Annotated in this window: 21 protein-coding genes and 2 pseudogenes; 17 read left to right on the forward strand and 6 right to left on the reverse strand. The window is 67.1% G+C overall.

Annotated elements, in window-relative coordinates; all coding sequences use genetic code 11:
• Position 1 precedes the first annotated feature (1 nt).
• The 12 genes from AC0KS4_RS25435 to AC0KS4_RS25490 all read left to right on the forward strand — a co-directional run bounded on the left by AC0KS4_RS25435 (position 2) and on the right by AC0KS4_RS25490 (position 11829).
• Positions 2-859, forward strand: coding sequence for an ABC transporter permease (locus AC0KS4_RS25435; RefSeq protein WP_225327756.1), 858 nt, complete (start codon positions 2-4; stop codon positions 857-859).
• The gene (locus AC0KS4_RS25440) at positions 860-2428 is read left to right on the forward strand and encodes an MlaD family protein (RefSeq protein WP_238955403.1); all 1569 of its coding nucleotides are present in this window, start codon (positions 860-862) and stop codon (positions 2426-2428) included.
• Positions 2425-3504, forward strand: coding sequence for an MCE family protein (locus AC0KS4_RS25445; RefSeq protein ID WP_238955413.1), 1080 nt, complete (start codon positions 2425-2427; stop codon positions 3502-3504). Before AC0KS4_RS25440 ends, AC0KS4_RS25445 begins: the two co-directional genes overlap by 4 nt.
• On the forward strand, positions 3497-4543 hold the full coding sequence (locus AC0KS4_RS25450) for an MCE family protein (protein ID WP_238955415.1): 1047 nt from the start codon (positions 3497-3499) through the stop codon (positions 4541-4543). Before AC0KS4_RS25445 ends, AC0KS4_RS25450 begins: the two co-directional genes overlap by 8 nt.
• Positions 4540-5655 carry an MCE family protein gene (locus AC0KS4_RS25455; RefSeq protein ID WP_238955417.1) on the forward strand — a complete coding sequence of 372 codons (1116 nt, stop codon included), beginning with the start codon at positions 4540-4542 and terminating at the stop codon, positions 5653-5655. The genes AC0KS4_RS25450 and AC0KS4_RS25455 overlap by 4 nt, the downstream gene beginning before the upstream one ends.
• Positions 5656-5657: 2 nt before the next feature.
• Positions 5658-6890 carry an MlaD family protein gene (locus AC0KS4_RS25460; RefSeq protein WP_238955419.1) on the forward strand — a complete coding sequence of 411 codons (1233 nt, stop codon included), beginning with the start codon at positions 5658-5660 and terminating at the stop codon, positions 6888-6890.
• A complete protein-coding gene (locus AC0KS4_RS25465) occupies positions 6887-8137 on the forward strand; it encodes an MlaD family protein (protein WP_238955421.1) in 1251 nt (416 codons plus the stop codon). The genes AC0KS4_RS25460 and AC0KS4_RS25465 overlap by 4 nt, the downstream gene beginning before the upstream one ends.
• A gap of 37 nt (positions 8138-8174) precedes the next feature.
• Positions 8175-8771, forward strand: coding sequence for an Mce protein (locus AC0KS4_RS25470; protein ID WP_238955422.1), 597 nt, complete (start codon positions 8175-8177; stop codon positions 8769-8771).
• 12 nt (positions 8772-8783) lie between these two features.
• Positions 8784-9563: a mannan-binding family protein gene (locus tag AC0KS4_RS25475; protein ID WP_238955424.1), complete on the forward strand. Its 780-nt coding sequence runs from the start codon at positions 8784-8786 to the stop codon at positions 9561-9563.
• A 129-nt stretch (positions 9564-9692) separates the two neighbouring features.
• The gene (locus AC0KS4_RS25480) at positions 9693-10952 is read left to right on the forward strand and encodes a TetR/AcrR family transcriptional regulator (RefSeq protein WP_238955426.1); all 1260 of its coding nucleotides are present in this window, start codon (positions 9693-9695) and stop codon (positions 10950-10952) included.
• 267 nt (positions 10953-11219) lie between these two features.
• Positions 11220-11444, forward strand: coding sequence for a hypothetical protein (locus tag AC0KS4_RS25485; RefSeq protein ID WP_225327766.1), 225 nt, complete (start codon positions 11220-11222; stop codon positions 11442-11444).
• A gap of 13 nt (positions 11445-11457) precedes the next feature.
• Entirely contained in the window at positions 11458-11829 is a 372-nt protein-coding gene (locus tag AC0KS4_RS25490) for a hypothetical protein (protein ID WP_238955428.1), read from the forward strand.
• Between the two features lie 52 nt (positions 11830-11881).
• Here AC0KS4_RS25490 and AC0KS4_RS25495 read toward each other — a convergent pair whose 3' ends face one another.
• The 3 genes and pseudogenes from AC0KS4_RS25495 to AC0KS4_RS25505 all read right to left on the reverse strand — a co-directional run bounded on the left by AC0KS4_RS25495 (position 11882) and on the right by AC0KS4_RS25505 (position 13324).
• Positions 11882-12049 carry a hypothetical protein gene (locus tag AC0KS4_RS25495; RefSeq protein WP_225327768.1) on the reverse strand — a complete coding sequence of 56 codons (168 nt, stop codon included), beginning with the start codon at positions 12047-12049 and terminating at the stop codon, positions 11882-11884.
• Positions 12050-12117: 68 nt separating this feature from the next.
• Positions 12118-12902: pseudogene (locus AC0KS4_RS25500) on the reverse strand (hypothetical protein).
• Entirely contained in the window at positions 12899-13324 is a 426-nt protein-coding gene (locus AC0KS4_RS25505) for a hypothetical protein (RefSeq protein WP_238955431.1), read from the reverse strand. Before AC0KS4_RS25505 ends, AC0KS4_RS25500 begins: the two are co-directional and overlap by 4 nt.
• Before the next feature lie 71 nt (positions 13325-13395).
• Here AC0KS4_RS25505 and AC0KS4_RS25510 point away from each other — a divergent pair.
• From AC0KS4_RS25510 to AC0KS4_RS25520, 3 genes and pseudogenes are all read left to right on the forward strand, one after another.
• Positions 13396-13979, forward strand: a pseudogene (locus AC0KS4_RS25510) (hypothetical protein).
• Positions 13976-14284 carry a PE family protein gene (locus AC0KS4_RS25515; RefSeq protein ID WP_225327772.1) on the forward strand — a complete coding sequence of 103 codons (309 nt, stop codon included), beginning with the start codon at positions 13976-13978 and terminating at the stop codon, positions 14282-14284. Before AC0KS4_RS25510 ends, AC0KS4_RS25515 begins: the two are co-directional and overlap by 4 nt.
• A gap of 2 nt (positions 14285-14286) precedes the next feature.
• Entirely contained in the window at positions 14287-15894 is a 1608-nt protein-coding gene (locus AC0KS4_RS25520) for a PPE domain-containing protein (protein WP_472408537.1), read from the forward strand.
• A gap of 21 nt (positions 15895-15915) precedes the next feature.
• On the opposite strand, the gene AC0KS4_RS25525 is transcribed toward AC0KS4_RS25520, so the two are convergent.
• A complete protein-coding gene (locus tag AC0KS4_RS25525; protein ID WP_238955441.1) occupies positions 15916-16605 on the reverse strand; it encodes a class I SAM-dependent methyltransferase in 690 nt (229 codons plus the stop codon).
• 95 nt (positions 16606-16700) lie between these two features.
• Entirely contained in the window at positions 16701-17600 is a 900-nt protein-coding gene (locus AC0KS4_RS25530; RefSeq protein ID WP_238955443.1) for a class I SAM-dependent methyltransferase, read from the reverse strand.
• A gap of 105 nt (positions 17601-17705) precedes the next feature.
• Between AC0KS4_RS25530 and AC0KS4_RS25535 the strand changes: the two genes are divergently transcribed.
• Together AC0KS4_RS25535 and AC0KS4_RS25540 are read left to right on the forward strand one after the other, a co-directional pair.
• Positions 17706-18128: a nitroreductase family deazaflavin-dependent oxidoreductase gene (locus AC0KS4_RS25535; protein ID WP_225327775.1), complete on the forward strand. Its 423-nt coding sequence runs from the start codon at positions 17706-17708 to the stop codon at positions 18126-18128.
• A gap of 279 nt (positions 18129-18407) precedes the next feature.
• A complete protein-coding gene (locus AC0KS4_RS25540; protein ID WP_238955446.1) occupies positions 18408-19955 on the forward strand; it encodes a SulP family inorganic anion transporter in 1548 nt (515 codons plus the stop codon).
• An 8-nt stretch (positions 19956-19963) separates the two neighbouring features.
• On the opposite strand, the gene AC0KS4_RS25545 is transcribed toward AC0KS4_RS25540, so the two are convergent.
• On the reverse strand, positions 19964-20821 hold the full coding sequence (locus AC0KS4_RS25545) for an LLM class F420-dependent oxidoreductase (protein ID WP_225327777.1): 858 nt from the start codon (positions 20819-20821) through the stop codon (positions 19964-19966).
• Positions 20822-20893: the final 72 nt, after the last annotated feature.

Below are 20893 nucleotides of genomic sequence, written 5' to 3' on the forward strand. Positions count from 1 at the left end.
AATGACGGCCTCCGCATACGTTCCCGGACTCGCACGACCGTTCATCGGCGCGTACCGGGTCGCGGCCGGGCCCACCATGCGGCTGGGGCACATGCTGGTCTTCTTCGTGCGTGCCGTGCTCGCGGTGCCCAGCGTGCTGCGGCAATACCGTACGGAATTCCTGCGGTTGTTGTCGAACATCGCTTGGGGCAACGGCTCGATCGTCGTGGGCGGCGGCACCGCCGGCGTCGCGGTGGTGCTCGGCTTTACCGCGGGCGCACTGGTGGCCGTGGAGGGATACAACTTTCTCAACCTACTGGGCCTGGGCCCCGCCACCGGGATCATCTCGTCACTGGTCAACACCCGCGAACTGGCGCCCATCATGGCCTCCCTGGCCTTCGCGATGCAGGCGGGCTGCCGATTCACCGCGCAGCTCGGCGCCATGCGCATCGCCGAGGAGATCGACGCGCTGGAATCCCTGGCGATACGCCCGATTCCGTTTTTGGTCACGACGAGGCTCATGGCCTCCGTCATCGCCGTCATCCCGCTCTACATCGCCTGCCTAGCCGTCACCTACCTCACGTGTCAGGTGGTCGCCAACATCATCAGTGGCGGATCCATCGGACCGTACCTGCACTACTTCACCATGATGCTCAGCGCCAAAGACATCGCGTACTCGGTGCTCAAGTGCGTTGTATTCGTGTGGCTTTCATCCACCGTTCAGTGCTACTACGGGTTTTACGCCGCGGGCGGCCCCGAGGGCGTGGGTGTAGCGGCCGGGCATGCCATGCGGGCGAGTATCACCGTCGTGATCATGGTCAACATGTTGCTCACGATGGCGCTGTGGAGCATCGACGCCGGCGCGAGATTCGGTGGCTGAATGGCGAATTCGCTAGATTTCGACGGACGGGGTCCCACCGACCAGCAGCTGGTGGCCCTCGGGGCGGCGGTGCTGCTGATCGCGGGACTGATCACGGGAAGCCTGCTGTTGAAGTCCACCGGACGGCTCAACGACTACATTCGCGTGGTCGCCGAGCTGACGAACGTGGGTGACGGGCTGCCGGCCCGGTCCGATGTCAAATATCACGGGCTGCTCGTCGGCGCCGTCGACAATGTCGTCCCGGCGGCCTACGGCAGGCCGAATTACGTGCACATCAACCTCAAACCCGAATACGCCAAGGACATCCCGAGCGCGGTGACCGCGCGCGTGGTACCCAGCAACGTGTTCGCGGTCTCGTCGGTGCAACTCGTCGACGGCGGCCCCAGCCCGAGCATCCGCAACGGGACGCGCATCCCCGAAGACCTCCAGCTGTCGACAGTGATCTTCCAGACCACGATCAGCAAGCTGCGCGACATCCTGGCCGCGACCGGCCGGGGCCGCGAAGACCACAGCGTCGGAATCCTGGCCGCGGTCGCGGCCGCCACCAATAACCGGCGCGGCACATTGCTCACCGCCGGCGCGCAGATGACCCGGGTGCTCGACGAACTCAACGCGATCGTGACCACCGACCCCGGCCCCTCCACGGTCTCCGCGCTGCTGGACGCCACCCGCGGCCTGCAGGCCACGGCGCCCGACCTCGTCGACGTCCTGCACGACGCGGTCAAACCGATGCAGACCCTGGTCGAAAAACGCGAGCAGTTCCGGTCGCTGGTGACCGGCTCGCACCACACCTTCGGCGTGAATCGCCAAGCGTTCGACAACCACACCGACCAGCTGATCGAAATGAGTCAGAACCTCACGCCCGCGCTCGGGGTCTTCGCGTTGAACAGCGACAAATTCGTGCCCATCTTCACCAGGCTGAATCGGCTGTCCGACAAGTTCTTTGAAGAGGTCTGGGATCCCGAACTCGATACCGGCAACATGCGGGTCAATCTGGCGCTGACGCCGACCTACACCTATACCCGCGCCGATTGCCCGCGCTACGGCCAGCTGCTGGGACCGAGTTGCTTCACGGCCCCGACGATCGCGGTGCGCCCGGACCTGCCCGAGGTGTTGCTGCCGCAGAACTACCATGCGCCCGCGGATCTGGCGCCGCCCCCGGGCACGCAGATCGGACCCGACGGCAACCTCACCGCGGTCGGCCCGCCGCTGTTCAACCCCAATCCCAGCCTGGAAGACCCCAACCCGCCGTTGCCGTGGTGGCCGTGGCAGGTCGGTCCGACACCCCGAGTCCCGGGGACCGCCGACCCCGACGATGCGCCGCCACCGCCGGCGCCGGGACCGCCGCCCCCGAGTCCGGCCCTGCCTGGTGCGGCCGCGCCATCGGCCTACGGCGGCAACGTCGGCCCCGTGGGCAGCCAACACGAACGCGACCAGCTCGGCATGATCACCGGCCAAGGCCGTCCGGCGTCGGTGGCGACCCAGCTGCTGCTGGGCCCGGTGGCGCGCGGCGCCACGGTCTCCCTCAAGCCACAGCAACCGCGGCCCGCGGCGGGCGAACCGAAATGAAGGTACGCAAACCGCTGATCGGGCTGTCGCTGTTCATGGCGATCGCCATCGCGGTGACGTGGATGGTGTACGCCACCCTGCGCCGCGACGTGGCCGGGCCGACCACGCCGTACGCGGCGATGTTCACCGACGTGTACGGATTGCGCATCGGCGACGACGTCCGCATGGCCGGCGTGCGGGTGGGCCGCGTCGAAAACATCGAATTGGCCGGGAAACTGGCGAAGGTCTCGTTCATCGTCGAGAACGAGCAGCGCCTGTACGGCAACACCGTCGCGTCGGTGACCTACCAGAACATCATCGGACAGCGCTATCTGGGGCTGTCGCTGGGTGAAACCGGCAGCAGGGGAACGCTTTCGGCGGGCAGCGTGATACCGGTGCAGCAGACCGACCCCTCCTTCGACGTCGGCAAGCTGCTCAACGGTTTCGAGCCCCTGTTCACCCTGCTCAACCCTAAAGACGCCGATGACCTGACCAAGGGGGTCCTGCAGTCGTTGCAGGGCGATCAGGCGTCCATTCCGCTCCTGGTGCAGCAGACGTCGACGATCACCCGGACCCTGTCTGCGCGCGATCAGTCGTTGGGCGACCTCATCAGCAACCTCACCAAAGTCACCGACACCGTCGCGCGCCAGAACGACGACCTCGACCACGCGCTCGATCAAACCCGCTCCGCGGTGGCCAATTTCGATGACCGCCGCCCGGCGTTGCAGGACTCGGTGGGTTCGATCGCCCGGGTGACCCGCCGCCTCGCGGCGATCGCCGACGACGTCGACCCGTCGTTGAACCAACTGATCACCCGGGAGCCGGGGTTCAGCAAGCACCTGGTGGGTATCGAGCCGCAGCTGGCGTTCACCGGTGACAACCTGCCCCTGTTGCTCAAGGGTTTCGCGCGGGCCCTCAGCGAGGGTTCCTACGGCAACGCCTACGCGTGTGACCTGAATGCGACGGGCTTCTTCCCCGGACTCAACGACATCACCACGTTCATCGTCAACGCGGCCACCCCCGGGAACGCGTATCCGATCACCACGAAGAACATGGGGTGGCACACCCCGCGATGCAGGAACATGGCCAATGGCTGACGCACTGAAAACCCGATGGCTGCAGCGGCGCCCGCTTGAGTCGTACAACAGGACCTGGCTCGGCCTGGCCGGGCTCGCGGTGGTCGCGGTTCTTGTCGCGGTGTCGCTCGGAATCAAGCTGCTCGGCGTCGGCTACACCCACTACACCGCCGAATTCCTGCAGGCCGCCACGCTGCGGCCCGGAAACCCGATCACGATCGCCGGCATCGAGGTCGGGCACGTCACCAGCATGAAACTCGACGGCGACCACGTCGAAGCCGGCTTGAGCGTGCGTGACAACGTCCCGCTCGGCAGGGACACCCGGGCGGTCATCAAGGTGATGACCATCCTCGGGTCGCGCTATCTGGAGCTGGTGCCCGACGGCCCGGGTTCGCTCCCGGCCAAGACCATCACGCTGTCCCACACCGCGGTGCCCTACGACCTGCAGTCGCTGCTCGAAGACGCCACCACCACCTTCGAGCAGGTCGATTCCGACCAGTTCGCGCAGTCGCTGGCGGTGCTGGGCAAGCAGCTCGCCGGGGTGCCGCCGCTGGTTCCGCAGGCCGTCGCGAATCTGCAGACCTTGTCGACGATCACCGCCGACCGGCGGGGACAGCTCGGCACGCTGATGAAAAGCACTCAGCGAGTGGTCAATACGCTGCGGCGTCAGCAGACCAACATCGGACATCTGATGGATCAAGGTCAGGACCTGCTCGGCCACCTGGTGGCCCGCCAGGCCACCTTCCACGCCATGTTCACGGCGCTGACCGAGCTCGTCGATCAACTCGACAAGATCGTCGTCACCAACCGGCCCATGCTGGACGAATTGTTCGCCAACCTGCACGACCTGACGAACATGATCGGCCAGCACGACGACCTGGTGCGCAATCTCCTGCAGGTTGCCCCGGTGGCGTTGCGGGGCTTGACCAACGCCACCGGGTACGGGCCGGTCGTCGAGTTCAACCTGCCCAACGGGCTCGCCATCGATTCGTGGATGTGCGCCATCAGCGGCCGCGCGAAGGAATTCAAGATGATCCAGTACTTCAAGGACTGCAAATGATTTCCGGTAGGCGCAAGCTCATCGCCGTCGCTGCCGTGGTAGCGGTGGGGGCCGCCGTCGCCATCGGCGTGGTCGGGCACTATGTCAAGTCACGCCTCGACACGATGACGGTGATCGCTCAATTCGACAGCGCCGCCGGCCTTTACGAAGGCAACGTGGTCGCGGTGCTCGGCATGCCGGTGGGAAAGGTCAGCAGGGTCACGTCCAAAGGCAGCTACGTCGAGGCCGAGCTGACCGTGGACAAGAAGGTCAAAATCCCCGCCGCGGCCCGCGCGGTCACCATCACCACCTCGATACTCACCGACCGGCAGGTCGAACTGACCCCGCCGTACCGGAGCGGCCCGGTGCTCAAGAACCACGACACCATCGGACTGACCAGGACGAAGACCCCCGTGGCGTTCGACCGCGTGCTCGACATGCTCGACAAAGTCTCCAAATCGCTCAAGGGCGACGGGAAGGGCGGCGGCCCGGTCGCCGATCTGAGCGACGCGGCGGTCGCCATGACCGATGGGAACGGCAAGAAGATCTTGGCCGCACTCGACGAGCTTTCCAAGGCGTTGCGGCTCAGCTCCGAGCGAGGCGGCACCACCCGCGAGCAATTGACCACGATCGTCACCGACCTCAGCTCGATCACCGAGGCCGCCGCGCGCAACGACACCAAGGTGCGCCAGTTCGGTTCCACCACACGCCAGCTCAGCCAGATCCTGGCCGACGAGAAGTTCGGCACCGGAGCCACCGGGCGCACCATCAACCGTATCCTCGAAGTAGTCACCACGCTGATCGAGAACAATCGCGACAATCTCAAGCAGGCGGTCCGCAACGGCGACACCGTCGCCAAGACGGTCGTCGAGGATCAGCGCGTCGTGGCGGAGATGCTTGACGTCCTCCCGCTGACGCTGGAAAACCTGTACAACACCGTCGATCGAAACAACGGCGCGATCCGTGTGCACGGCCTGCTCGACAAGGCACTCACGGACAGCCAATCGGCCAAGGAGCTGTGCAACCTGATGCACCTCCGTCAATTGGGTTGCAGTACAGGGACACTGCAGGATTACGGGCCCGACTTCGGCCTGACGTACATCCTCGACGGCCTCTCGGCGATGGGGCAGTAGCGATGGCCTGGGGCAAGCACAAGACATTGGCGGTCGCGCTGAGCGCGGCCATGGTCAGTTCGAGCTGCGCCACCAACGGGCTGGCCAGCTTGCCGCTACCGGCCCCGGGAATCGGCGGCGGCGGATATCTGCTCAACGCCGTGTTCTCCAACGCCCTGAATCTGCCCGCCCACGCGAAGGTCAAACTCGCCGGCGCCGACGTCGGGCAACTCGAATCGATGGTCGCGCGCAACTACACCGCGGTGACCACCCTGCGCATCATGGACGGCGTGCGCATCCCCGTGGGCAGCACCGCGGAGTTACGTTCCGCGACACCGCTTGGCGACGTGTTCGTCGCCATCAAGCCACCCACCCCGATGAACCCGAATGCACCGCTGCTCAAGGGCGGAGAAACCATCGGACTGCCGGCGACCCGCGCCGCCGCCACCGTCGAGAGCGTGCTCAGCTCGGCTGCGCTGCTCGTCAACGGTGGCGCGGTCCGCAACTTCACCAATATCGTCAACGGCGCCGGCAAGGCAACCGGCGACCAGGGGCGCGCGTTCGGCAACCTGATCAACCGGACCAATCTGTTGCTGGGCAAGCTCAATGCCCGCTCGGAGCAGATCGACGCGGCGGTGACCGAGACGGCGAACCTGGCCGATCGGCTGGATGAGAAGAACCAGGCGATCACCGATGTCCTGCGAGCGGTCGGGCCGGCAACGAACGTGCTGTCCGACAACGCCGATGAAATCGCCGACGTCGTCGACGAACTCGGCGCCACGACTCGCCAGCTTTCCAAGTTCCCGTCCATCGCCGGCACCGACAAGACGGGCCGCAGCGTCATCAAGGACGCCAACACCATCGCCGCCGCGTGGAACGACGTCGTGTTGAGCCCCGACACCAGCCTGGCCGGTCTGAACCGGCTGATCCCGCCGTTCGTGAAAACCACGCCCAGCGACGCTATTTCGGTACGTGGAAGCTTCGACCGCCTGGTCATGGGATCGCGGCCCGGCACCGGCGCGGAGACCGGGGGGTTCAAGGGGGATCCGGCATTCCACGGACCCATGCGCCGCGACTGGAACTACATGATCGGCTCGATCAAGTACGTGTTGTGGCGCCTGCAGGAAAGGGTCGTGGGCCGCGGGCCGCAAACGCCGATGGGCCAAACCCCGTGGACGCCAAGCGGTCCTCCCCTCCCACCGGCACCCGGGGGAGAACCGCCCCCGGACCCCATGAGCCCGGAGCCACCGCGGTGATCGACGCCCTCGCCCGATTCATCGTCGCCGCGGTCAAAACCGGTCACCGTCAACGCGCCTGGCTGTCCGGCATCGCCCTGGCGCTCACACTCGTGGTCGGCCTGGCCTACCTGGCGATCGGCGCCCTGCGCATCAACCCGCTGGACTCCACCTACCAGGTCACGATCCGGCTGCCCGACTCCGGCGGCCTGCTGGCCAACCAGGACGTCTCCGTCCGGGGGATTCGGGTCGGGCGAATCCAGTCGCTGCGGCCCACACCCACCGGCGTCGAGGTGGTCGCGAACATCAACGCGAATACCAAGATTCCCGCCGCCAGCCCGGTGCGCGTGTCCGGACTCTCACCCGCGGGCGAGCAGTACATCGATTTCGAACCCGCCTCCAACAGCGGTCCGTTCCTGGCGAACGGCAGCGTGATCGGCCCACAGCGCACCACGACGCCCATTCCGCTGTCCCAGGTCCTCGCCGACGCCGACGGGATGCTGGCCCAGACCGACCCGAAGAAGCTCGAAATCGTCAAGCGGGAACTGAGTTTGAGCAAGGAGGGCCCGCAAAAGCTCACCGACATCATCGACGGCTCCACGTTTTTGCTCTCGACAATGGACCCGGTGCTGCCGCAAACCGTCAGCATGCTCAAGACGAGCCGGGTGGTCCTGACCACCCTCTCGGACAAGAATGCCGGGCTCGCGGTGGCGGCGCGCAATGTCGGCGACCTCATGACCGGGGTGAACAAGATGGACCGCGGCTATCGCACATTCGTCGATCAGACACCGCACGCGATGTCGTCGGTGGACAACTTGTTCGACGACAACTCCGACACCATGGTCGGGCTGCTGGCCAACCTCGTGACCACCGCCCGGATCATCTATGTCCGGGTTCCTGCCTTGAACGCGGTCTTCCCGAACTATCGCGGGTCCACGCTCGAGGCCCTGATGACCACCATGCACGAGCACGGGCTGTGGGCGACCGCCGACATCTATCCGCGCTACACGTGTGACTACGGCACCCCGCGGCGGCCGTCGTCGTCGGCGGACTATCCCGAACCGTTCCTGTACACCTACTGCCGAGACGACGACCCCCAGGTGTTGGTTCGCGGCGCGAAGAATGCGCCCCGTCCGGGCGGCGACGACACGGCGGGCCCGCCTCCCGGCGCCGACCTCGGTCAAACCGCCGATCCAACACCGAAGGGGCGGTTCACCATTCCGACCCTTTACGGCGGCCCGGTACTACCGATCGAACCGCCTCACTGAGCCCACCGACATCCCAAGACCGCAAGGAGACAGCGCCGTGACCGTGACCGCCGACCAAGAATGCGACGCCACCGAGGACATCGAGAAGCCGCCCGACGGAGACCGTGAAGACGCGGCGGATGCCGACGAGCTGGAGCCGAAAGCCCCGGCGCGGCACTGGAAACGGTACGCCCGCATCGCAATGGTGGTCGCCGTCTACCTGGGCGCCTTCGGCCTGGCGGGCGGGCTGGGCTGGAAGCTCTGGGATGAGCACACGGTGAGCCAGGCCGGGCAGGCGGCCCAGCGGACCGCTATCACTTATGCCCAGGTGCTGACCAGTATCGACGCCAACCAGGTCGACCAGAACTTCTCCGCCGTACTCGACGGCGCCACAGGGGAGTTCAAGGACACCTACACCAAGGCCAGCGTGCAGCTCCGGCAATTGCTGGTCGACAACAAGGCCACCGCGCACGGCACGGTAATCGACTCGGCGATCGAATCGCAAAGCAAAACCCGGGTGGTGGTGTTGTTGATGGTCGATCAGACGGTCAGCAACGCGGTGCGTCCCGACGGTCGCGTCGACCGCAGCCGCATGAAGATCACGATGGACAATGTCGGCGGCCGTTGGCTGGCCAGCAAAGTCGAACTGCCCTAGGACGATTCGGCCATGCGAATCATTCGACTTTCGGCCGGTATTGCGGCCGCGGCGGTGTTGACCGCGCCGACGGCGTCGGCGTCGGCCCAGTCGTTTTGTGGCGGCCTGGGTGGCGACTGGGATGGACAGTACTGCCACACCTCGGTGACATCCGAGCGAAAAGCGGTGCGCGACATCAAGATGGCCCTGCCCGGTGATCTGGTCGACAACCCCGCCAGCGGCCCCGCGATCCGCGAATACCTGCACAACCTGATGAACAACTGGCGCACGAAGGGCGCCTCGATGGTCCAAGACAGCTGGGGTGAGGAGAACTTCCAGGTGTTCCCCCACGGTCGGGCGCTCAGCGTGGTCTTCCACGAGGACTATCACGCCGATGGACCGTCATTCAACAACGCCTACCGCACCTTCACCTTCGACATGGCGGGCGGCCGACGGTTGCAGCTCGCCGACATCACCAAACCCGGCGTCGACCCGCTGACCGCCATCCCACCGTTGGCCGAACCCTTCATCCAGGAGGCGCTCGACCGCGCCGCGTGGCAGCACACCCCGGGGAGCTACCCGTTCACCGTCGACCGCTGGACACCGGACAAGGTGTTCTCCGGGGGTTACAAGGCGTGGGCGCTCACGCCCGACGAGCTGATCCTGTACCTGCCGGATTACCCGGTCGGGCACGACTCCCCGATCCAGTACGGGCAGTCCGCGCAATGGTTCATGGACGGAGGCACCGTCGAGCCACACATTCCGCTCGGCGCGCTCAGCTCGGTGCTGCGGCCGGAATTCGGCGGGGCGTAACGGGGTTGGACGTCCAATGACCTCGGGCACAACGCTGCGCCCGGCCGCGCGTCCTCAGCGTGCCGGTACCGTAAAACCGGTCGTCCTCCGATCGCCCGATCAGCCGCCGCTGCGGCTACGGTGATCTGTATGCCATCGGCTAGCCGCTCGTCTGCGGATCACGTCAAGCGGCGCCCGAAGGACCGCAAGATCCAGATCGCCCGCGCCGCCACCGATGCCTTCAGCGAGCTGGGCTACCACGCGGTCAGCATGGAAAACATCGCCGCCCGGGTCGGAATCTCCGCCGCTGCGCTCTACCGGCATTCGCAGGGAAAATACGACCTGTTCCGCGACGTCGTCTTGGCGCTGGGCCAGCAACTGGTCGACGCCACGGCGTTCGCCGATGACTTGCCCGCCGATGCCGACCCCGGCGACGTCCTCAGCGCGCTCACCCGTGCGCTGATCGACACCACGATCGTCAACCGCACCACCGGCGGACTGTATCGGTGGGAAGGCCGCTATCTGCGCGGGGACGATCAGCGCGCGTCGGCCGAGCAGATCAAACTGATCAACCGGCGCCTGCAGCGGCCGCTGATCAGGCTGCGGCCGAAACTCACCTCGCGGCAACGCTGGATCCTGTCGGCGGCCACGCTGAGCGTCATCGGCAGCATCACCGATCACCGATCCCGCCTCGGCAATGCCGAGATCCGCGCCGCGCTCACCGACATCGCGGCCGCGGTGCTGCAAGCCGAATTGCCGGCGCAGCGCCCACGCGGCTCCGAACCGTTGCGGACGTCGACCCTGACGAGTGCCGCGGGCAGCTACGAACTGCTCCTGCACGAGTCGATGCGCCTCTTCAACGAACGTGGCTACCGCGAGACCGGGATGGAAGACATCGCCGCGGCGGTGGGCATACCGGTTGCCAGCATCTACCAATACTTCCCGGGAAAGGCCGCGATCCTGGCGGTGTACTACAGGCGAGCCGCCGACCAACTCTCCGGCGACCTGTCCAGCATCCTGGCCACCAGCGACGATCCGGAGCAGGCGCTCGCGCGGCTCATCGACGCCTATGTGACCCGGTCGTTCGCCAACCCCGAGCTCGCGGGCGTGTATTACACCGAGCGTCACAACCTGCCTGACACAGATGCGGTGCTGCTCTACAACATTCAGCGTTCCACCGTCGAATCCTGGGCCCGGTTGGCCGTAGCGGCACGACCGCAACTCACGCTCGGCCGCGCGCGGTACGCCGTGCACGCCGCGTTCGCGCTCGCGGCGGGCGTCGGGCGACTCGTGTACCCCGACACCAGTCAGTCCGCCGCCCTCACGGTTCGTCGCCTGATGGAGGTGACGGTGCTGGGACGGCCGGCCGCATCCCCCGCCGCGGTCGGCGATCGCCGGCAACGTCGCTGACATGCGTTTCGGAGAACAGCGCTGCACTTGCTGCGATGCGTCCGCCGCGATTCGCGAATCGGTGGGGATGAACGTGCCGTTCCGGCAGCGTATCTCCGCGTAAGAGGCCTCGGCGCCCATCAACGCCGATCGGCCCATGCACTACCCAATAAGACGAATCGGTATTAACATATTCGGCGTCTAGTCCGCGCGCCGGAATGTGGTGGTCCTCATCGCTTGGTGTGGGTCGGCGGCGACTCCGGCAGCGCCCGCGCGAAAGGGATGCTCATGCTCAGCAGGCTCCGCAAGCTCCTCGAGTATCAGTTGAGCATCGCCGAACTGCTGGGACTGGGCATCCTGCTGGGCACGCCGTACTTGATCGTCGGCGTGATCTGGTCGAGCACCCACACAACGCATCTGCACGACATGCACGGCGTCGATTTGGTGGTGTCGTTCCTCGGCTCGATCGTGTCCTGGCCGGTGCTGCTTTTCTCCAACGTTTGCATGACCTAGGGGGCTCAGGCGCATGCTCACCCGCGGACCGCTCATCGTCTTCGCGGCGGTGCTGTTCTTGGCCGGGGGGCTCTTCGCGTTGCGGTTCCCGGTCTTCATCGATGCCTACGACCAGTTCGGCTGGCAAGTCAAATGCGGCAGCGGCTTCACCACGGATCTGACCCACGCATCCAACGCCGAGACGAGGCCGACCGGCCGAAAGGCCAGCGCCGGCGCGCCGCACGCGGCCGGCGACAACTACGTGGGTCGATGCAATGACGCGCTGATGGCCCGTCGCGTGTGGGCCATCCCCGCGGCGGCCCTCGGTGGCCTGACCCTGACCTGGTCGGCGGCCGCGGCGCTCGCCCACGACCGCCGAGTCCGCACCGAGCACAGCCAAGCCTGACCGGCGGCAGCGAGTCTCGAAAAGCCTTAGGAATCAACGGAAGTGGCTGGGGCTAGCGCGTGCTCTCGTCGGCGGTGTCGTGCCGTGACTGGTGCAAACCCGGCGCGTCCAAGTCTTCCTTCTGGTGCTCGAGCTGATCCTGCAGCTTGCGCTGTTCCTCGGTTGTCTTTCGGGCGTCCTCGGGCGCAGCGGGCGAGTCGCTGTTGACTTCCTGATCCACCGGGATCTCCTCTGAACGTCTGCAGATGGCTTTTGTGAGGGTCTCCCGAATCGCAGGCGCCGAAACACTCAATACCGTTTGACCACGGCGCGCGGGGCCGTTCGCCACGTTCTGCCGCCGCCGCCTTGGCGGCGCGGTGGCTCGAGAAGCAGGACGGCCAGCCCGTCGAGCAGCACCGGGCGCACCCAGTCGCCCAGTTCGATCACCTCACCGGGAGTGGGTTGGCGATGCAGGTCATCGTGGGCGAGGTCGATCGGTGTCAGGGTGCGAACCGTGTCGAGGGTGGCATGGTGGGGCAGCTTGCGGATGCCGGGCAGGGTGATGAACAGCCCGTCGTTGCCGGACAGGTGCAGGCCGACCGCCGCCAGCGCGCCGGTCATGCCCTCCTTGGTGCCGCCGTGCCCCGATAAGTGCACGCCGAGCGTCGTGGCGAGTTCGCGGGCTTCGCTGGGATGCAAGACCTCTCGTTTGGCGCGGCGACCGAACTCGATGAGCAGCGCGGCGTCGTCGAGGTCCGCTGGGACGGCGACGGCGAGGCCGGGGTCGGCATCGGGTGGGCAGACCCGTTCCAAGAACTGCCCGGCGAGTTCGATGATGCCGGCGCGCGCCGCGTGTGGGTCGCCGCCGGCGGCGCGCCAGGCCAGGCATGCGCTCGAATTGTGGGACGTATAGGGGATCCGGTCGTCGACGAGCAGCTGGTGAGGGGTGCGCCGGCGGGCGAGCCGAGGCCCGCCGCGGCCAGCTCGTGAAGCAGCGCGCGGGCGCGCCGGCCGGTGCCGGGCGTATAGGGGTTGTCGGTGTCGTCGATGCCGATGAGCAGGTCGACACCGGCGAGTGCCGAGCGTGTGGTCACGGGTTGACCACCAGGGCGGTGACATCGCGGACCCATTGGTCGCGGCCGAGTTTTGCGCCCGCCAGCTTGAGCGTGTCGCGTTTGGTGAAGGTGAGGATGGTCTGATCGTCGAGCGCGGCGGCGATCAGCGTCTGGGCCGGGTCGCGCCCTTCCACCCGCACCCTCGTGGCTCCTGCCGCGCCCGCAGCGTTGAGGACCGAGCGCACGCTGGGGCCCTTTTGCGCCTGCGCGCCGTGCGATTGCGGCGTGGCGATCTCCACCTGGGGGAGCCGGCGCAGCTGCGCGATGGTGAACCGCTCGAGCACGCGGTGATTGTCCTGGACGACGAGCTGATTGTCGGCCCCGGAGGGCCCGCACGCAGCGACCCCAGCGCCGAGGGCCAGGACCGCGACTGCCCGAAGCAAACGCGTACGGCTGCGCATTTGCGGATCTTATCCTGTGAATCATCCGCAAATGAGGGCGTGGGTGGCTGCCGGCAATTTATGCTTCCCGGATGACCGTGATGCACGTCCGGCGGCCGGTTTCGTGCCCGTCCGCGAGGCGGCGTTCCCCCTGTTTGCGGTGGCCACGATCGTCGCCTCGACCGATCTCCGGATCCCGCTGGGCCTGCCCGGGCACCGCGGATTGGTTTGGCTGACGCTGTTGGTGGCGGTGGCGCTGGTAACCGCCCGGCGCGAGACGGTGCTCGCGGTCGGGGCGGCCTCCACGGTGGCGACGTTACCGATGCACGGGTGGGCCGATCCGCTGTGGAGTAGTCGCTATGTGGCCGCGGCGGCGTTGCTGTACGCCGTCGCCTCGCTGCCGGCGGTGCGGGCGCGGCGATGGCTGTTGTCGGTCGCTGCCGCACCGGTTCATCTTGTCGCACTGGCCAGTTCGGTGTTCGGACTGCACGCCGGTGGTCATTTGTCGACCTGGGCGTCGACCGGGCTGCTCGAAAAGTCTGGCTGGCATGTGGTTTTCGGCTTCTTGGCCGGGCTGCTCGGCTGGGCGGTCGCGCGTTGTGTGGGGTCCCTGCCCCCGCCGAACGTGACCGGAACATTGTGGGGCAAAAGACGAATCGAGGAGTGGCCGCGATGACGCTACGAGTTCTTCCCGAGGGCCTGGCCGCGACCAGCGCGGCGGTGGAGGCGATCACCGCGCAGCTCGCCGCCGCACATGCCGCCGCCGCCCCGGTGGTCTCGGCGGTGGTCCCACCGGCGGCCGATCCGGTATCGCTCGGAGCCGCCGCCGTTTTCAGTGGTAGGGGCGGCCAGCATACGGCCGCGGCGGCCAAGGGTATCGAGGTGTTGGGCCGGGCCGGGCTGGGGGTGAGCCTGGCCGGCGTCGGTTACGCCGCCGAGGACGCGGCGGACGCGACGACGTATCTGGTGGCGGGCGGCTGACGGTGACCGCTCCGGTGTGGATGGCGCTGCCGCCAGAGGTGCATTCGACGCTGCTGAGCAGTGGCCCCGGACCGGGCCCGCTACTCGCCGCGGCGGGAACGTGGTCAGCACTGAGCACCCAATACCATTCTGCAGCAACGGAATTGACGACAGTGCTGACCGGATCGGCCGGGGTGTGGGACGGCCCGACCGCGGAAACGTACGTCGCCGCGCACATGCCGTATCTGGCCTGGCTGGAGCTGGCCGGGACGCTGAGCGCCGAGGCGGCCGCCAAACATCAGGGGGTGGCCACCGCGTACACGGCCGCCCTGGCCGCGATGCCGACGCTGCCGGAGTTGGCCGCCAACCATGCCATGCACGCGGCCTTGCTGGCAACGAATTTCTTTGGCGTCAATACGATTCCGATTGCGCTGAACGAGGCCGACTACGCGCGGATGTGGACCCAGGCGGCCACCACGATGAGCACCTACCAGGTCACGACCGAAGCCGTGCAATTGACCAGCGGCGCCGGGTCGGGCGGGCATGGATCCGGCACCGGGACCGGAACCGGTAGTGGGACCGGGACCGGAACCGGGGCCGGTGGCGGCACCGGCGGAGGGGGCGGTAGCGGCACGGGGTCTTTCCAGTTACCCACCCCCGAAGAGATCTGGGAAATGCTCTTCGGGCCCGACGGCGAAAAGATCCCCGGTCAGGGCCAGCCGAACTGGAGCCCGTCGGAGTATCTGCAGAACCTGGGCAACTTCTTCAACGGCAACGCCCAGGCGCTGGCGTGGCTTCAGCAGAACGCGTCGGGTCTGCTCAACCCGTCCACGTTCCCGGCGCTGATGAATTATTTCATTGCGTGGCAGACCTTCCGGATCATCAACTGGACGATCAGGACGCTGCGGTTCATTCTCCAGGAGCTGCCCTTGCTGTTGCAGGTCGCCTTGAGCCTGTCCATCACCAGTCTGGGAGGCCTCGCCGGACTGGCGGGTCTGGCGGGCCTGGCCGGGATAGCCGCGCCGACCCCGGCCCCCGTCGTCGCCGCCCCGCAGCCCGCCGTGGTGGGGGTGCAGCCACCGCTGGTGTCGGTTGCGCCGACGATGGCCCCGCAGGCCCCGGCCGGCCCGGTGGCGCCGGCCACATCGGCGGCCTCGACCCCGACGACCGCGGTCTCCACCGCTGCGCCTCCGGCCGCGCCCCCCACGCCGCCCGCTCCGGTGACCGGCGCCGAGGGCTTCGGCTACATGGTGGGCGGCCTCGGTCTCGGCATGGGTTCGACGGCGCAGACCCGCACCAGAACCGAACTGCCGGCCGCGCAGGCCGCCGCGGCGGCGGCGCGCGCGACCGCGCCGGAACGCGAGCAGACGCGGGCGCGGCGCCGCCCGCATTCGGTCATCGACCACGGATACCGGTACGAATTCCTCGAGGCCGAGAACGATTCCGGCGCGGTCAGGCCTTGCTCGCCCGACCGGGCCCTGGCGTCGGACTCCCGTGGCGCGATCGAGGGTTTCACCGGGACGCTGCCCAAACCCGACGTGCGGGCGGCGGGTCTGATCACGTTGGCCGGCAACGAATCCGGCGACGGCCCCCGTCTGCCGATGCTGCCGGAGAGCTGGGACGGCCAGTAGCTCGCGCTCGCCGGCGCGCCGCTAACCGAGATGCGCGGACAGTAGCCAGGCGCCTATGGACTTGCGGCCGTTGCCCTCGTCGCGGATGTCGGCACCGGCAAAGGCCTGGAAGCCTTCCAGAAAGCTCTCGGGCACGTTGGCGTGGATACGCGCCGGGCGGATCTCGTCGATCACCCAGTACTTGGAGACCACATCGCGCAGTTCGTCTTCGGTGACCGCGTTGACCGGGCCATCGGTCGCCATCGCGGCGCGGTCAAAGACCAGCACAAAGTAGGACGCGCCGGGCGCGGCGGCCCGCACGATCGACTGCTGATAGCCATCGCGCAGCTCCACGGGCATCGAGTGGAACAGGGTGCTGTCGACGATGGTCCCGAAGCGACCGTCGTAGCCGCTGAAGGCACTGATGTCCGCGACGTCGAAGGTGGCGCCGGTCAGGCCGCGCCGGGCGGCCTTCTCGCGCGCCAAGTCGATGGCGGTGGGCGACTGGTCCAGGCCCACCGTGGTGAAACCGCGTTCGGCCAGATACAGCGATACCGCCGCCTCACCGCAACCGGCATCGAGCACGTCACCGTGAAACTTGCCGGCCTCGATGAGGGCCGCGATCTCCGGCTGCGGCTCACCGATGCTCCACGGCGGCCGGTTGCCCTCGCCCATCTCGGGGGCCTCGCCCCGGTAAGCGGCTTCGAACATCTCGTGCGTTGGCTGAGTCATACCACCATTGATATCAACGGCCCTGATATGTGTCAAGAAGGTTGATATGCATGACGTGGTGGGCCCGCGGCCGCCGGGAATGCCTTCGGTGGCCGCTAGCGCAAGGTCGCGGTCAGGTAGCCCGATGCGTCGCCGAACGAGGCCAGCTCGTCGTTGGGCACCCCGAATCCTTGAGCGGTGAAAGCCTGCTCGGTGGTCCGTATGTCGATCTGCCACCCGCGCGCCGCGAGGTACTCGGCCGCGGTGTTGCGCTCGCCGGTGTAGAACAGCTCGGCCAGATTGATGCTGGACCCGATGCGCCGGGACCGCTCGGTCAGCTTCTGGGCCCAATCCGACGGGATCTTGCTCAGGTCCAGGTGCTCCGTGGCGATCCGGCTGCCGGTCGCCGACACGGCGGCGATGTTGTCGAACAAACGGTCTTGCGCCTCGGGCGGCAGGTAAACGAGCAGCCCCTCGGCGCTCCACGCGGTCGGCTGCGTAGCGTCGAATCCGGCGTCCGCGAGTGCCGCCGGCCAATCGTCGCGCAGGTCGATCGGAACCGTGCGCCGCTCCGCGCCGGGCGTTGCGCCCAGGCCGGCCAGCGTCCGCGTCTTGAACTCGACGACCTCGGGTTGGTCGAGTTCGTAGACGATCGTGCCCGCCGGCCAGGGCAGCCGGTAGGCCCGGGTGTCCAGTCCGGACGCCAGGATGACCGCCTGCCGGATGCCCGAGGCCGTCGCCTGCATAAAGAAATCGTCGAAGAAGCGGGTGCGCACCGTGATCTGTTCCTTGACGGCCTGGCGGTTCATCAGCGGGTCGTCGCTGCGGTCGACCTGGCTGTCGAGGAGCTTGATGAAGGTGTCGGTGCCCACGGCGCGGACGAGCGGGTCGGCCCACGGGTCATTCAGCAGGGCGTCGGGACCCTGGGAGGCGATCGCGCGCTGCGCGGCGACGGCTGTCGCGGTGGCTCCGACGCTGGACGCCAGATCCCATGTGTCGTTCTCGGTGCGGGCCACGCCAAACTCCTCTCGGCGACTGTGCGCGTGATTAGTTAGCTTATTTAACTGACGAGTCAACTGTACCCGTCTCCGCCGAAGCCCGCGGTGGTGTTCACTGTTGTCATGGGCGACCACATCGAGCTGAGTCCCAGGGGCTGGGTCCGCGAGCAGACCGAACAAATCTTGAGTCGCGGCACCACCGACGGGGTCGAGGTCTTAGACCGGCCCATCGTTCTGCTGACCATCACGGGGGCGAAGTCCGGCAAGCCGCGCTACGTGCCGCTGATGCGGGTCGAGAACGGCGGCCGCTATGCCATCGTCGCGTCCCACGGCGGCGCCCCCGAGCATCCCGCGTGGTACGCGAACATCAGGGCGAACCCGACCGTGACGCTGCAAGACGGCGACAAGATCGCCACCCTGAGGGCTCGCGAACTCGAGGGACCCGAGCGCGACGAGTGGTGGCAGCGGGCCGTCGAAGCCTTTCCTCCCTACGCGGAATACCAAACCAAGACGGCGCGACAAATCCCTGTCTTCGTCCTGGAATAAGAGTTCTCCGGCGCGTTGACGGGCACGCGCAAACATTTGCATTCGATATGCGCCCCGCCCGTCCGGTTGACCGCCGTTGCCTGCCCACCTACTTTCGTACCAAGAGGCCAGGCATGCCCAGCTGAACAACGATGTTCATCGCATTTGTAATCGCCTGGGCCGCGCGGCTTTACGCATTTGTCGGCTTGCCGTTGTCGGTTGGATATCCAAAAGTCCACCGCCATTGACGAATTCAGGAGAAAGCCCTTGCAACACGCTGAATCGCCAGGTCGACAAGGCGTGGAGCATGGCGCAACGTCCCGCATTGACCGGCTCCGCGAGACGGCCCAATACGACCTGCCCGCGTCATTGGTGGTATTCCTGGTGGCGCTCCCGTTGTCGCTCGGAATCGCGATTGCTTCAGATGCGCCGGTTCTCGCCGGTCTGATCGCGGCGATCGTCGGAGGAATCGTCGCCGGGTGGATCGGTGGGTCGCCCCTACAGGTCAGTGGGCCGGCCGCCGGGCTGACCGTCATCGTCGCCGATGTTATCCACCAGTTTGGCTGGGCCATAACGTGTTTCATCACGGTCATCGCGGGGATCTTGCAAGTTGTGTTGGGGCTCAGCCGTATTGCGCGCGCCGCGCTGGCGATCTCACCCGTCGTGGTGCACGCCATGCTGGCCGGTATCGGGATCACGATTGCCCTGCAGCAAGTGCACGTATTGCTGGGCGGCGCCTCGGAAAGCTCGGCATGGAGCAATGTCACGGGGCTGCCTGCGCAGATTCTCGGCGCCCACCGGCCGGGACTGGTGCTGGGGCTATTGGTGATCGCCATCCTCGTTGCCTGGCGCTGGGCCCCGGCGCGGCTGGCCAGCATTCCCGGGCCACTGGTCGCCATCGTGGTCGTCACCGCGATCTCGGTGGTGTTCCCGTTCCACGTATCCCGGATCGTCCTGAACGGCTCGGTGCTCGACGCGTTGCAATTACCGTCGCTGCCGCACGGGAATTGGGGAGCCGTCGTGATCGCCGTCATCACGGTCACCATGATCACCAGCGTCCAGAGCCTGCTGACCGCGGTGTCGATCGATCGCATGCACAACGGACCGCGAACCGACTTCAACCGCGAGCTGATCGGGCAAGGCGCCGCGAACATCGCCTCGGGCGCGATCGGTGGGCTTCCCATCGCCGGTGTCATCGTGCGCAGCGCGGCCAACGTGAACGCGGGCGCGAAAACGCGCGCGTCGACGATCATGCACGGGTTTTGGATCCTGCTTTTCGCCGTGCCCTTCGCCGGGCTGGTCGAAAAGATCCCGACCGCTGCGCTCGCCGGCCTCCTCATCGTCATCGGGATCGAGCTGTTGAAACCGGCGCACATCGAAACCGCCTTGCGCAATGGCGATCTCGCCGTCTACCTGGTGACCATCACCAGCGTCGTGTTCCTCAATCTGCTGCACGGCGTCATGATCGGACTCGCGTTGGCCGTCGTCGTGACCGGATGGCGGGTGGTCCGCGCGAGGATCGAGGCCAAGCCCGTGGACGATGGCTGGCACGTCGTCGTCGAGGGGGCGTGCACGTTCCTGTCGCTGCCGAGGCTGACCGGTGTATTGGCGTCCATCCCGGAACGCACGTCGGTGACGCTGCACCTGCGCACCAGCTATCTCGACCACGCGGCGCATCAGGCGATCACCGACTGGCAACGACGGCATACCGCAACCGGCGGAGAGGTCCATCTCCGTGAAACGATCGAGCCGGAAGCCGTTGGGTACGACAGCAAGCCGTCAAAACCGCACCGCCGCAATGTGCACCTGAGCCTGGTCGCTCAGCTATCCGCGGACGGACGCGCCTGACACGGCCGCTACGCCAGGTCGGTGGCCACCCGTTCCAAGGCGGCAAGGTGGTCGTCGACATGCGCGAAGCCGGCGTTCATGGTGTTCACCGACAGGTGGCTGGCCCCGGCGGCTTTCCATGCGGCGATGTCGGCGGCGAGCTGGTCCTGGTCGTCGATCCAGCTGACACGGCCTTCCATGCCGATGGTCCGCGGGTCCCGGCCCGCCGCTTCGGCCGCGCGGATCACCTGCGCGAGCGCGTGGTCCAGGCCGGGGCCGGGCGCCGTCATCGGAAACCAGCCGTCGCCGAGGCGACCGGCGCGTTCGTAGGCCCGATCGGAGGCCGCCCCGAACCACAAAGGGATGGGACGCTGGGTGGGCAACGGGGCCAGGCCCGCGCCGGTCACGGTGTGGTACTTGCCGTCGAAGCTGACCGATCGCTGCGTCCACAGCTTGCGCATGAGCTCGACCTGTTCCTCGGACCGCTTTCCCCGGTTGGTGAACCTCTCCCCGAGCGCTTCGTACTCCACGGCGTTCCAGCCCAGTCCGACGCCGAACCGGAAGCGCCCGCCGCTGAGCAGGTCGACCTCCGCGGCCTGCTTGGCCACCAGCACGGTCTGCCGCTGCGGCAAAATGATGACGCCGGTGACGAGTTCCAGGGTGGTGACCGCCGCGAGGTAGCCCAACATGACGAACGGCTCGTGAAACGTCGTGTCGATGTCGTAGGGGCCCTGAAAGTCTTGATGCACCTTCGGATCTGCACCGACGACGTGGTCATAGGCGAGGATGTGGGCGAACCCGAGCTCCTCGACGCGCTGGGCGTACGTGCGCAGGACCGCGGGTTCCGGTCCAAGCTCGGTTTGGGGGTAGACGACGCCGACGCGCATTCGCGGTTCAACCGTCTTCCGCCGCGTTTGCTTCCCGCGCGGCCCGTCGACCGATCACAATTCGGGCTTCCA

The organism is Mycobacterium sp. NTMscope_MAC_12 (genome assembly GCF_976985675.1).

Excerpts from the sequence above, each read along its gene's own strand:
- AC0KS4_RS25545 (WP_225327777.1), bottom strand. The coding sequence starts at position 20,821 with ATGCGCGTCGGCGTCGTCTACCCCCAAACCGAGCTTGGACCGGAACCC.
- AC0KS4_RS25515 (WP_225327772.1), top strand. The coding sequence starts at position 13,976 with ATGACGCTACGAGTTCTTCCCGAGGGCCTGGCCGCGACCAGCGCGGCG.
- AC0KS4_RS25505 (WP_238955431.1), bottom strand. The coding sequence starts at position 13,324 with ATGCGCAGCCGTACGCGTTTGCTTCGGGCAGTCGCGGTCCTGGCCCTC.
- AC0KS4_RS25475 (WP_238955424.1), top strand. The coding sequence starts at position 8,784 with ATGCGAATCATTCGACTTTCGGCCGGTATTGCGGCCGCGGCGGTGTTG.
- AC0KS4_RS25490 (WP_238955428.1), top strand. The coding sequence starts at position 11,458 with ATGCTCACCCGCGGACCGCTCATCGTCTTCGCGGCGGTGCTGTTCTTG.
- AC0KS4_RS25450 (WP_238955415.1), top strand. The coding sequence starts at position 3,497 with ATGGCTGACGCACTGAAAACCCGATGGCTGCAGCGGCGCCCGCTTGAG.
- AC0KS4_RS25460 (WP_238955419.1), top strand. The coding sequence starts at position 5,658 with ATGGCCTGGGGCAAGCACAAGACATTGGCGGTCGCGCTGAGCGCGGCC.
- AC0KS4_RS25445 (WP_238955413.1), top strand. The coding sequence starts at position 2,425 with ATGAAGGTACGCAAACCGCTGATCGGGCTGTCGCTGTTCATGGCGATC.
- AC0KS4_RS25480 (WP_238955426.1), top strand. The coding sequence starts at position 9,693 with ATGCCATCGGCTAGCCGCTCGTCTGCGGATCACGTCAAGCGGCGCCCG.
- AC0KS4_RS25435 (WP_225327756.1), top strand. The coding sequence starts at position 2 with ATGACGGCCTCCGCATACGTTCCCGGACTCGCACGACCGTTCATCGGC.
- AC0KS4_RS25455 (WP_238955417.1), top strand. The coding sequence starts at position 4,540 with ATGATTTCCGGTAGGCGCAAGCTCATCGCCGTCGCTGCCGTGGTAGCG.
- AC0KS4_RS25440 (WP_238955403.1), top strand. The coding sequence starts at position 860 with ATGGCGAATTCGCTAGATTTCGACGGACGGGGTCCCACCGACCAGCAG.
- AC0KS4_RS25485 (WP_225327766.1), top strand. The coding sequence starts at position 11,220 with ATGCTCAGCAGGCTCCGCAAGCTCCTCGAGTATCAGTTGAGCATCGCC.
- AC0KS4_RS25535 (WP_225327775.1), top strand. The coding sequence starts at position 17,706 with ATGGGCGACCACATCGAGCTGAGTCCCAGGGGCTGGGTCCGCGAGCAG.
- AC0KS4_RS25525 (WP_238955441.1), bottom strand. The coding sequence starts at position 16,605 with ATGACTCAGCCAACGCACGAGATGTTCGAAGCCGCTTACCGGGGCGAG.